This window comes from Syntrophaceticus schinkii, from assembly GCF_000946815.1.
Taxonomy (GTDB): domain Bacteria; phylum Bacillota; class DSM-12270; order Thermacetogeniales; family Thermacetogeniaceae; genus Syntrophaceticus; species Syntrophaceticus schinkii.
In genome coordinates this window covers 1-12,019 of the sequence record NZ_CDRZ01000036.1, presented here as the reverse complement: position 1 = coordinate 12,019, position 12,019 = coordinate 1, and the positions used below count along the sequence as shown (strand labels likewise).

The 12,019-nt window shown below is 39.4% G+C and carries 9 protein-coding genes and 1 riboswitch; all 9 genes read left to right on the top strand.

All coding sequences use genetic code 11. The features are described 5' to 3' along the window. The first annotated feature begins 525 nt into the window (after nucleotides 1–525). Nucleotides 526–993, top strand: coding sequence for an SsrA-binding protein SmpB (gene smpB, locus SSCH_RS02865; protein ID WP_044664155.1), 468 nt, complete (start codon nucleotides 526–528; stop codon nucleotides 991–993). Nucleotides 994–1,043: 50 nt separating this feature from the next. After that, nucleotides 1,044–1,227: riboswitch (cobalamin riboswitch) on the top strand. 207 nt (nucleotides 1,228–1,434) lie between these two features. Continuing rightward, nucleotides 1,435–1,653: a DUF2292 domain-containing protein gene (locus SSCH_RS18745; RefSeq protein ID WP_044664154.1), complete on the top strand. Its 219-nt coding sequence runs from the start codon at nucleotides 1,435–1,437 to the stop codon at nucleotides 1,651–1,653. 82 nt (nucleotides 1,654–1,735) lie between these two features. Beyond that, on the top strand, nucleotides 1,736–4,966 hold the full coding sequence (locus SSCH_RS02855; protein WP_084710877.1) for a DUF4430 domain-containing protein: 3,231 nt from the start codon (nucleotides 1,736–1,738) through the stop codon (nucleotides 4,964–4,966). 65 nt (nucleotides 4,967–5,031) lie between these two features. Next, on the top strand, nucleotides 5,032–6,393 hold the full coding sequence (locus SSCH_RS19845; protein ID WP_052835229.1) for a DUF4430 domain-containing protein: 1,362 nt from the start codon (nucleotides 5,032–5,034) through the stop codon (nucleotides 6,391–6,393). A gap of 14 nt (nucleotides 6,394–6,407) precedes the next feature. Further along, nucleotides 6,408–7,295 (top strand): energy-coupling factor transporter transmembrane component T, encoded by an 888-nt coding sequence (locus SSCH_RS02845; protein ID WP_044664152.1) that lies wholly within the window; start codon nucleotides 6,408–6,410, stop codon nucleotides 7,293–7,295. Continuing rightward, a complete protein-coding gene (locus SSCH_RS02840; protein WP_044664151.1) occupies nucleotides 7,268–8,959 on the top strand; it encodes an ABC transporter ATP-binding protein in 1,692 nt (563 codons plus the stop codon). Before SSCH_RS02845 ends, SSCH_RS02840 begins: the two co-directional genes overlap by 28 nt. A 146-nt stretch (nucleotides 8,960–9,105) precedes the next feature. Further along, nucleotides 9,106–9,861, top strand: a complete 756-nt coding sequence (locus SSCH_RS02835; protein ID WP_232294182.1) for an ECF transporter S component — start codon at nucleotides 9,106–9,108, stop codon at nucleotides 9,859–9,861. Nucleotides 9,862–10,056: 195 nt separating this feature from the next. Next, entirely contained in the window at nucleotides 10,057–11,091 is a 1,035-nt protein-coding gene (locus SSCH_RS02830) for a hypothetical protein (protein WP_044664149.1), read from the top strand. Then, nucleotides 11,091–11,795 (top strand): hypothetical protein, encoded by a 705-nt coding sequence (locus tag SSCH_RS02825; protein WP_044664148.1) that lies wholly within the window; start codon nucleotides 11,091–11,093, stop codon nucleotides 11,793–11,795. Before SSCH_RS02830 ends, SSCH_RS02825 begins: the two co-directional genes overlap by 1 nt. Nucleotides 11,796–12,019 lie beyond the last annotated feature (224 nt).

The following is a 12,019-nucleotide window of genomic DNA, read 5'->3' as shown; positions in this document are numbered from 1 at the left end:
CCACTGCCTACACCCCGTATATTTGTGAATATTTACGATGTCAGGGTAAGAATCTTTGCGTGAGCTCCGTGAATAATGACTACGGAGAGCCGTATGCGTTAATAGCGCACGTACGGTTCGATGAGGGGTAGGGGATACAACTGCTAGGCCAGTAGCGCACGGCCGGGATACTAAGGCACTGCCAGACGAAAGGGGCAGTATAACGGACTGTCCTGACCTAAACGCTACCAGGCGGCATGAGACCCCGCCTACTCTACTTCCCGGTGCATTTCTGCGTGCAAGGGGGACAGATTAGTGGTTGGTGGTTGGTCGTTGGTGGTTAGTAAATGAGATGTGAGATGTGGGGGGTTGGAAGTGGGAACGTGCAAGGGGGACAGTCCCCAGTGCATGTAGCTGGTACAGGTAGAGGATGAAAACTGAGGCAGAAGTAGTGTAACGCTGTGGAATCAACGGAATGCAGATTTTTGCTAACTTTTGAACTCTGACTTTTGGTATTAGACATCCGTTTTTTGGGGGTGAATAAAGATGAAAGAACCTATTAAGGTGGCTGCTGAAAATAGAAAGGCGCGCCACGACTATTTTATAGATGAAATATATGAGGCTGGTATAGCACTGGTGGGGACAGAGGTAAAGTCGATCCGCGCCGGTAAGGTCAGTCTGCGGGACAGCTATGCCGAGATCCTAGATGGAGAAGCAATTTTACAGAACATGCACATCTCCCCCTATGACAAGGGGAGCCACTTTAACCATGACCCCAAGCGCCCGCGCAGACTGCTTCTGCACAAAAGGGAGATCAAAAGGCTGTTAGGAATGACTACCCAGAAGGGTTATACCTTGATCCCGCTGCGGCTTTACTTCAAAAGAGGCAAGGTGAAAGTAGAACTGGCTCTTGCCAGGGGGAAGAGGCTTTATGACAAACGCCAGGATATCGCCAGGCGGGATGCCCAGCGGGAGATCGACAGGGCATTGAGCAGCAGGCGGAGGGAAGGGTAGGACATGGATAAATTGACATTCAAATTCTTGTATAGTACAATATTTGCATACAATAAAATATGTTCTATAGGTTGCTGAGGCATTAATAGGGAATAAGGTGAGAATCCTTAACAGCCACGCTACTGTAAAAGCTACGATACTCCGACAAGATCACTGAAATGAAAATTTCGGGAAGATGAGAGTATCTGGTTTGAAGCTTTAAGTCAGGAGACCTGCCATAGGACAAAAATCATAATTTCGGTGGGAAATTAGGATTTTTAAATGCTTTTATTGTTATTGGCATTTATAAAAATATTGCGTTCTGAAATCCTACCTTTGGTAGGATTTTTTTATGTTGTTTTACGCATCACATAAAACTCTATTTCGGTGTGGGGGTGTCGTTAAAATAAGCCGTCTGGAGATTTTGGGAGGTGAAAAGAAACATCTCTAAACTGCAAAGCAGTGTGGAGACTCGTTGAGGAGTTTCCGAATAAGCAAGTAAAATATTTGCAGGGGGAGGACAGATTGGAACCAAGTAATAAACATAACAAAAAAACTGATACTAAAATCGAAAAACTTGAAAAAATCATCAAGGACATTGGATTCGGTGAAATAAGGGTGATCATCCAAGACGGCAAGCCGATTAGGATTGAAGAAATTAAAAAGTCTGTAAAGCTTTAATCAGATTTTTGTACTGACCAGACAACTGGAGGTACTATCATGCGAAATAAACATACCAAAGGTTGAAAGGTGAGTGGAGAAGATGAGGAAACGGTCAAAACTATTTCACAGCATGCTGACCATAGCGGTTCTTGTTGCTTTCGTGTTCACAAGCTTTACAGGTGTCTTTGCTGAAGCCGAAACACCAAATCAAGAACAGCCAACAGAACCTAAGGGATATGTAACTATTTCTGTTGAGAAGTTTGCATTAGGTCTCGGTTATATTGTGGAACCTATCAGGGTTCCCTTTTTTGATGGAGATACTGTAGATAAATTAACTGTAGATGTAATTGGTGAAGAAAACAGTGACCATGAATACAACTATAGAGGAGATTTCTGGTTATATGCAGTCAAAGATAATGAAACCAGAGAGCCAAATTGGCCGCAGCATATATTAGATAATGCCAATATCGAATATGGGCGTGAGTGGGATTCACCGGATTGGTTAGGCCAATATGACTATTATTGTGATTCAGGGTGGATGTATTGTGTCAATGGGAAATTCCCTGATATCGTTGCTTCCGGGTGTACACCCAAAGATGGCGATGTTATCAGATGGCAATTCACAATAGTGGGACTTGGAAGGGATATAGGTGCCAATCCCGCAGGAAGTGAAAATGCAGATTCATGGGGAGCAGACTTTATTCCAATAGCGCAAAAAGATGCGCTGACAAGGCTGATGGGTGAGATAAACACCTTGGAAGACAAGGATAAGCTTCTGGAAGATAAAGAAATAAAGGCAGCCTATGATAATGCCAAAGCAAAACTTGAAGATATAGCCAGCTCCCAGGAAGATGTTGATAGTGCGTTTACTCAACTGGAAAACGCCATGAACAAACCAGAAGAACCAGAAGAACCAGCAGTTCCAGAAGAACCGGCAACTCCAATAGAAGCAGGTACAACTTTAAATTGGCCGCAGTTTTTGGGAAATTTAGAACTCCAGGGAGTATCTGACGCGAAAACTCCAAGAACTGGAGAAGAGATGGAAGAAAAATGGCGGTATAGCGATACCGGCGGTTGGGCAGTTACACCGGGAACTCCGATTATAGTAGGGGATTACACCTACTGCTATGTAAATGAAAAGCTGATTAAAATCAATACCAAGACCGGAGAAGTGGTAAAGACCGCACAATGCCCTGGTGATGCCTGGTTTTTTATCAATATAGCATATGGCGATGGTAAGATATTTGTGCCGAGAGGTACACAAACAGAGACAGGTAGAAAAATATATTTAATTGCCTATGATGCTGATACTTTGGATCAATTGTTTGTCACATCATCGATCTCGGATTCCGGGGCGCAAATACAGTCCTGTGTATTTTACAATGACGGATATATTTATTGTGGACCAAGAATTCAAAATGGAAAATATGCAGCTTTCAAGACTACTGATCTGGATCCCTCCAGGCCGGATGAGGTTGTTGAGCCAGTTTGGACAATAGTAACTGATACAAATTTAGGTATAGGGACAAATGCAGGACCGGCATTTGTCAATGGTGCATGTATATTCCCAGACCAGGGGAGTAGAACTAATGGCAGCGTAATTAGGTCCGTGAATGCAAAAACAGGTGATTTAATAGATTCTATAACCTTACCAGTTAATGAAGTAGTTACATCCACAATTGTTTATTATCCGAAGAATAATCGCATATATATTGCTGCTAGCAACAAAAGTGGTGGCGGTGCGGTAGTTCGCTCTTATGAGATCAATAGTGATGGTTCCTTTAATAAGGACAGTATGAAGGCATATATTTCTGATGTGCAGTACGGTGGAACCCAGGCAAGCCCGGTTATCTACAATGATCGCTTATACCTCGGCGGCGGTGGGGGTGTTATGGGAAGCAATGAACCATTCCATGTGATTGATGCCAATACTATGGAAGAAATATACAGGATTGATGAGATTCTCACCAAAGGCACCCCAATCTTGACTACTGCCTATGCCACAAAGGAAAACAATCAGGAAGTTTATTTGTATATAGTTCCCTATGCACCGGACCGTGAAAGTAATTCATCAGTTATGTATATTGTCAGGGACAGCATCGGTCAAACAGAACCCAGGTATGAAAAAGTCACCAATGTGGGGGATTGGCAATTTTCAACACAGAGCATGGCCATCTCACCTGATGGCAATATGGTTTTCTACAATGATGCAAAAATACTGTATTGCTATGGGAATAGAAACGATACCAGGATAGGTGCTCTAGATATAATCAATCAAATTGACAGATTGCCAGATCCGGCTAGTTCACCATATTATAGTGGCTTTGAGATCAGGCGTATAGTTGAACGCTATCAGGCCTTAAGTGCTGAAGAGAAAGCAAGTGTCACTAATTTCAGCAAACTGGAAGAAATATTACAAAATGTTGATCCAGCAGAATATTTAATAAATGGAATAAATTCAATTCCAGAACTTGAAAAGATTACGTTGGATGACCAAGGGAAAATTCTTTCATTAAAAGCAGCCTATGACCGGCTTTCAGATGAAGAAAAAGCTAAAGTCAGCAATTCAGAGAAATTGTTTAAGGCGATTGCCAAAATAGAAGAATTGCAAAACAGCGCTGCTGCCGAAGGGGTTATCAAGGCCATAGATAAAATAAGGCCGCTAGACAAGATAACTTCCCAGGATGAGGCTTCAATTTCAGCAGCAAGAGCCAGATATAATGAATTGAGTGATGATAGTAAAAAGCTGGTGAGCAATTTTTCCAAACTGGAAGCGGCAGAAAAAAGACTAAACGAGATATTAGATCAAATACAAAAAGCAGACAAACTTATTAAAGATACCCTGGTTGGGGTGCCAATAACTGCTAATAGCAAGCAACTGATCGATAATGTTGACAAAGCTGTTGCCGGACTGGCTCCCGAGGATTTGGCAACTATCAGCAGCTACGAACAATACTTCATTCCAGCTAAGATCGATTACATCAACGCATTGATCAGTGAAAAATTAATGGACGGTGATAAGAAGGTTTCCGTAAACAAAGATAATGTCGATGAAATAAAGGGTATTATTGATGAGGTTCAAGCCCATTACAAATCTATACCAGAATCAGAACGAAAATACATTGAAAATTATAAGGTTATTGCTGAACTGCAAAAAGACATAGCAAAATTGGATAATACCCAAGACAATAATACTCAGGATAATAATGCCAAAGACAATAAGCTACCTCGCACTGGTTCGGTAGACTATCTGCCTATTGGTGTGATCATTACAATAATGGGGATAGCACTATTGGCTTATAGAGGGAGAAGACAGGTTAAAAGGTACTAGGCAGGTGGTCAGGATAAGAGGGTTCATTTTATGGGCCCTCTTATATTACTTACCAGGAGGGTATTATGAAAAAAAATAAAATACGAAAAATAGTATTGGTTAGCATAGTAGCAGTATTAGTAATAACAGGGCTCTATAGATTATCAATTGAACCATCAGATTACAATCAAGCGATATCCAAGCAGATAAATAAAGCAAATGTATTATTGGAAAATGCTAAATTAGGAAATGATAAAGGAGATTATTCAAAAAATACTGTTCTTAAAATGAAGAACAGTATTGCAGAAGCTGAAGCTTTGATCGAAGAAGAGGCGCCAGATATTGATGATCTTAGAAGCCAGTATAAAAAAATCAAGGAAGATATCAAAGAATTCAAAGCATCCTCTAATAAAAACTGCTTATCAAAAGAGGATGTAGAAAAGCTCAAAAAAGATAATGAGTCATTTACCAAGGAAAATGCTCTGGGATCTGATAGTAAAGTTGAGTGGGATATATCGGGGAGCAAGATCGAAAATAGCGAAGCCATCAATTTAGATGTAGAGACTGATACAGTATATGAAGATTTAATCAAGGAAATTGCCAAAGACAATGATATGGATATCCAAATTTTATCATTTCGTCATAATGGTAAATTGCCAGGAGAGGCGGATATTAACTTCTCCACATCTTCAGATGGCGGAATAAAACACTTATATAAATATGATGATGTGTCCAATCACTTGATTTACCAGTCTGAGTTACAAGTTATGGATAACAAAACTTTATTAAGTATAAAACAGGGTGGAGATTGGATACTGGCAGATAAAAAAATAGAAGTGGCTAAAGTAGATGTGGATGAAGTGAAACCCGGGGTTAAAGATGAAGCCGGCACAGAAGAAGAAACAAATACCGGCAAAGAGGATAATGCTGATAGCAATAACAGTACTAAAAAGAGCGATAACAAACCTTCAAGTACTTCTTTGACGACTACACCTTCGAATACCTCTCCAAGCCAGAAAGCCAAAAAGAAATACTGCACTATAGAAATTCGCTGTGACACTATTTTAAACAATATGGACAGGCTTCCCGCAGGAAAGGATCCTTATATTCCCAAGGATGGCGTTATTTTGGCACCAACAAAAATTGAAATAAAAGAAGGAGAAAATGTATTTGACATATTAAAGCGAGTGACCAGAAGTAAAGGGATTCAAATGGAGTTTAGAAATGACCCTTTATATAGTGGAGCATACATAATGGGAATTAATCATCTATATGAGTTTGATGGAGGGGAATTGAGTGGATGGATGTATAAGGTAAACGGATGGTTCCCCAATTATGGCTGCAGCCGATACATTGTCAAACACCGTGATGTTATATCATGGAATTATACCTGCAATCTGGGTAAGGATGTTGGGGACCAAGATTACGATAAATACAATAAGGATTAGAGGAAGAGTTGAGTATGGAAACAGGCTTTAAAACATATCACCCCATTGTAAATTTCTACTTCTTTACAGCAGTTGTTGTCTTTACAATGTTTTCAATGCACCCTATTTTTCTAGTGGTCACACTATTTGCTTCATTTGCCTATTCTGTGATTTTGGATGGCACTTCAGCAGTAAAATCAAATATTAAACTTATATTTTTTATTGTTGGGCTTACCTCTATCCTTAATCCTCTCTTTGTTCACCAGGGAGTAACTGTGCTTTTTTATTTAAATGAAAATGCTATAACCTTAGAGGCTATATTATACGGTATAGCTTCTGGAACTATGTTGGTAAGCGTTATTATGTGGGTTAAGTGTTTAAATCAGATCATGACCTCAGATAAAGTTATCTATATTTTTGGAAGGTTGTTTTCATCACTTTCTTTGGCCATATCAATGTCTTTTAGGTTTATCCCGCTTTTTAAGGAACAATTTAAAGAAATATCAGCTGGACAAAGGAACATCGGTAGAGATTTTTCTAAGGGGGGAATATTTAAAAGAGCTAAGCAGTTTATGAAAGAATTTTCCATATTGGTAACATGGTCAATGGAAAACTCCATCGAGACTTCAGATTCCATGAGGGCTAGAGGCTACGGACTTCCTAATCGCTCCAGCTTCAGTATATTTCGCTTTGACAGGAGAGATGGGAAGACTCTAACTATTATGGTTTTGTTATCAATTGTTGTCATAATAGGCTTCTTTTTTGGTAAAAACAATATAATATATTACCCTGCTATTGTTGCGGACAAAATAACCCTTTTGTCCGCAAATATATATTTGGCATATTTTATTCTACTTATGATACCTGCAGCAATCGAGTTATTGGAGGAATATAGATGGAGATCATTAAGTTCAACGATGTAAGTTTTTCATATGCCGGATGTGAAAACAGAGCAATTAAGAATTTGAATATTAATATATATCCTGCGGAGTTTATTTTAGTTTGTGGGAAATCAGGCTGTGGCAAGAGTACTTTTCTTCGTCAGATGAAGCAGGAACTGGCGCCAGATGGCGATTTGTCAGGAGAAGTGCTCTATAATGGGACAGCTATAGATGAACTAAGTCCTTATGTAAGTGCAGCAGAAATTGGTTTTGTTCACCAGAGACCAGAAAAACAGATTGTAACGGATAAGGTATGGCATGAACTTGCCTTTGGATTAGAGAGCTTAGGTATGAGTACTAAAGTAATCAGGAGTAGAGTTGCTGAAATGGCCAGTTTTTTTGGAATACAGACCTGGTTCAGGAAGAGTGTTATAGAATTGTCAGGGGGACAAAAACAGTTATTAAATCTCGCTTCAGTTATGGCTATGCAGCCTAAGGTTCTGATATTAGATGAGCCTACATCGGAGTTAGATCCGATAGCATCTACAGACTTTATATCAATTCTGAGAAAGATAAATTTAGAACTAGGCACTACCATTATCATATCTGAACACAGACTGGAGGAGGTTTTCCCCATAGCAGATAAGGTTCTTGTCATGGAAGAGGGGGAAGCTCAGAAGTATGGCACTCCTTTAGAGGTAGGGGAATTTCTTAGTTCATATGGCAAGAGCCACCCTATGTATGAGGGACTGCCAACTGCAATGAAGGTTTTTTCTGAAGTAAATCCGGAGGGTAAATGTCCTATAACAGTAAGGGATGGTAAGATATGGCTGTCAAGCCTATTGGGGGACAATCCTCAAGTTCAAAGAATCAATGAGACCAATAAAACCCCTAAGAAAGAACCAGTTATTCAAATAAAAGATGCCTGGTTTAGATATAGTAAGGGTGCTGATGATGTGATCAGAGACTTATCACTAACTATAAATAAAGGAGAATTGTTCTCAATAATAGGGGGAAACGGAGTAGGCAAAAGTACGCTTTTAAGGCTGATCACAGGTGCAAATATAGCTTATCGAGGTAAAATACTGCTAAATGGTAAAGAAATAAATAAGTATAAATACCATGAATTGTTTACAGAAAATTTATGCATGTTACCTCAAAACCCCAAGGCCTTGTTTACAGAACCAAGTGCAATAGAGGACCTATTGGATATGCTTGATGATAATAAGTATACAGAGGATGAAAGGCTTCAGAAGGCCGAAGACATGTTAGAGATTTTGGGGCTGTCTCACCTGGCCGAAATGCACCCTTATGATCTAAGCGGGGGAGAGCAGCAGAGACTTGCTTTAGGGAAAGTGCTTCTGTTAAACCCTAAAATATTATTGCTGGATGAGCCTACTAAAGGATTAGATCCTTTTTATAAGCGTATTTTAGCCGGAATATTTAAAAAGCTGCAGAAAGAAGATGTTACTGTAGTTATGGTCACTCATGATGTAGAATTCTGTGCTGAATATTTTGATATATGTGCTTTTTTATTTGATGGAACTGTGATTTCACAGGATACGCCCCGGGGGTTATATAGTGGCAATAGTTTTTATACTACAGCTTCCAACCGTATGTCCAAACATCTATTTGAAAACGCAATAACCTGTGAGGATGTGATCCATCTATGCGAGCAAAATATGATCCAAAACGTCATGAGTTAGCACTTAGAAAAAGAACAATTGTATCTGCTTTAATTATTTTCATTCTTATTCCGGTCACCATATTTATCGGGATTAAATATTTGGAAGATCAAAGATATATGCTGATCGGGCTGCTTATTTTATTTTATACTATGCTGCCGTTTTTCATGATATTTGAAAAAAGGCGTGTGAGGACCAGGGAAATAGTAATGGTGGCCGTTATGTCTGCATTAACTGCTTTTGGTAATTTGATGTGCTTCATGATCACTCCATTCCAGCCGGGGACTGCAATGGTGATTTTGTCGGGAATATCCTTTGGGCCAGAGGCTGGTTTTCTAGTGGGTGCTATTGCCAGGTTTGTGGTTAACTTTTTTGCCGGACATGGCCCCTGGACACCATGGCAGATGTTTTGCTGGGGAATATTAGGGTTTTTATCAGGATTGATCTTCAACAAGGCTAATGTGGATAAAGTAAAATCGAGAAGTTTTCAAATAATAGTTGGTCCGGTGTTGAGCATTATCGTATCTATACTAATAGGTTATGTCATCTATATTTATACTAAATCAGCTGGAACTTTTTTTGGGTGGTGGCTTTATGCCTTTGGAGCAATAGGTCTTCTCATTGGACTTTTTATACAGAGGAAGAGGCTGCCTATAGATGATCTTACTCTAGCTATTTTTGGCTTTTTAGCAACGTTCATCATCTATGGGGGGATAATGAATATAGCTGCTATGGTGATGGCTAGTGCAATACCATCTTCAAACATAACTATTAGTCTCAAATCTCTGGCTATTCTCTATATATCAGGAGTGCCCTATGATTCGGTTCATGGACTGGGTACTGCCTTTTTCTTGTTTGTATTTGGTGAAATGATGGTAAAGAAAATGGAACGAGTCAAAATAAAATATAGATTATATGTTTAGAAAAACATTTAGATTGCAAAGCAGTGTGGAGATGGGGGGATCGGACTCTAGTAACAAAGATTGGGATTAACATAGTAAAAATTTAGATACTATTTGCTGACCGGAAAACCGGAGGTATTTTGAAAAATGCCTTTGGTTTTCTTTTTTTAAAATTATCATGATCTAAAGACAGGCAAGGATAAAACGGTAACAGTAGTGTTTAATAGTGTAATCCTCGGGGATACCGATGGGGTTACTGCCAATAAATATACTTTATCAGTTAAAAGGTCTTATGAAGTTAAAGCTGATATGAATGAGGTAGAACTTCCACCACCTAGTCAGGATGAGCTAGTGCAACAGATGAAAGATTATCTGAATGTATATTTTAAGAATTCTCCAGTAGTTAAAGAAAAATGGGGAGATGACTATACTTATCACCCTGGAGGATTCGAGTGCATTGAATGGGGCTTTGTAGATTGCGGTTTAAATGATGGGTATGTTGAATTCACCGAGGAACAAAAAGAAAATATTAAACATAACTGGAGCAAATTCCTCGATGGATTAAGAGAGTATTTAAAAGAAAATCCGGTTCCCAATAATGATTTCAAATCTACAACCTATGGGGAGATCCTTCTTGCTATGACGGCTATGGGATACAACCCGGATGACTTTAAGGAATTAGACATTATTGGGGAAATAAGTAGAAATGATTTTGGGACAGATGGTATGTATATGGGAACCCCCCGGGGCATCATAGCTATGGACAGTGGGGGATATGAGTATAAAGAGGGTTCCGATTATCGTTCATGGAGGCCTGTTGTTGAGGAGTTCAATGAAGAACCTATAGAACTGTCACCACAGACCACTGTAAACGACTTTACGACCATGTACGCACAGCCGTATATTCCATATTATAATCCTGATGCCAAGGAAGGTGATCCTGAATATAAAATTAAGCTGTATTTTGATAATTTTATTGAACAGCTTTCTATAGCACAGCATTCTGATGGTAGATTCGGCAATGTATGGACAACAGATCAGGTTGTAATACTTCTTGCTGGCCTTGGGGTAGATCTAACCACAGATTCGAGGTTCATCAAAAATGGACATACCCCCCTTGAGATCATTCTTAGAACACTAGATACTGAAGCAGGGGAAATCAGCGGCAACTTGAAGCATCAGCATGCTCAGGCTGTCATGTCTATGCTCAAGGTATTGGATGGTAGGAAAAATATAGAGACATTTTTGTAATGGATCACGTTGTAAGCGACGACAGGGCAAAAGCAGTAATTACCGCAATAGATGCACTGCCTTTAGCTATTGCGCCTGATGACCAAGCAGCTGTCGAAGAAGTAAGGGCACAATACAATGATCTGCGCGCTATGGAAAAGAAAAATGTAAACAATTATGACAAACTGGTAGAAGTTGAAAATAGCATAGCTGCAATAGAAGCTGTAATTAATGGAATCGATTCACTGCCAAAACCTGAAGCTATAACTTTGGATGACCAAGAACAGATTCTGTCTTTAAAAACAGCTTATGATAATCTTTCAGATGCAGAAAAAGCTGAAGTTACCAATTCAGATAAATTGCTTGAGGCGATTGCCAAGATAGAGGGATTACAAAACAATGCTGCAGCTGATGGGGTAATAAAGGCTATAAATAAAATAAGGCCAATAGATGAGATAACCTCTCAGGATAAGAATTCAATATCAGCAGCAAGGGCCAGCTATGACGAATTGAGCGATGATAGTAAAAAACTGGTAAGCAATTTTCCAAAACTGGAAGCTGCAGAAAAGAGACTCAACGAGATATTAAGTCAAATACAAAAAGCAGATCAATTTATTAAAGATACCCTGGTAGGTGTACCAATCACTGTTGACAGTAAGCCATTGATTGATAATGTTGACCAAGCTATTGTGTCGCCTCTCACTCCCAATGGACGGGGGGAGTAGGATTTTTTTCTTGCTTTTTATGACGTAAATGATGCATACTGATTGACATATGGATTATTTATTGACATGACAATCATCACGGAAGGATAAATAGCGAGAAGGGGAACCCCTATGGCACGCCCGCCAAGTCCCCCTTCCCTAAAAAACACTGAAATGAATCTTACTCGAAACTCCTTAACTGTCCAGTCTTATCTTGAATTATTTGCAGACGTTGTCCGGAAAAC

Excerpts from the sequence above, each read along its gene's own strand:
- smpB (WP_044664155.1), top strand. The coding sequence starts at position 526 with ATGAAAGAACCTATTAAGGTGGCTGCTGAAAATAGAAAGGCGCGCCAC.
- SSCH_RS02855 (WP_084710877.1), top strand. The coding sequence starts at position 1,736 with ATGAGGAAACGGTCAAAACTATTTCACAGCATGCTGACCATAGCGGTT.
- SSCH_RS19845 (WP_052835229.1), top strand. The coding sequence starts at position 5,032 with ATGAAAAAAAATAAAATACGAAAAATAGTATTGGTTAGCATAGTAGCA.
- SSCH_RS02845 (WP_044664152.1), top strand. The coding sequence starts at position 6,408 with ATGGAAACAGGCTTTAAAACATATCACCCCATTGTAAATTTCTACTTC.
- SSCH_RS02840 (WP_044664151.1), top strand. The coding sequence starts at position 7,268 with ATGGAGATCATTAAGTTCAACGATGTAAGTTTTTCATATGCCGGATGT.
- SSCH_RS02835 (WP_232294182.1), top strand. The coding sequence starts at position 9,106 with ATGATATTTGAAAAAAGGCGTGTGAGGACCAGGGAAATAGTAATGGTG.
- SSCH_RS02825 (WP_044664148.1), top strand. The coding sequence starts at position 11,091 with ATGGATCACGTTGTAAGCGACGACAGGGCAAAAGCAGTAATTACCGCA.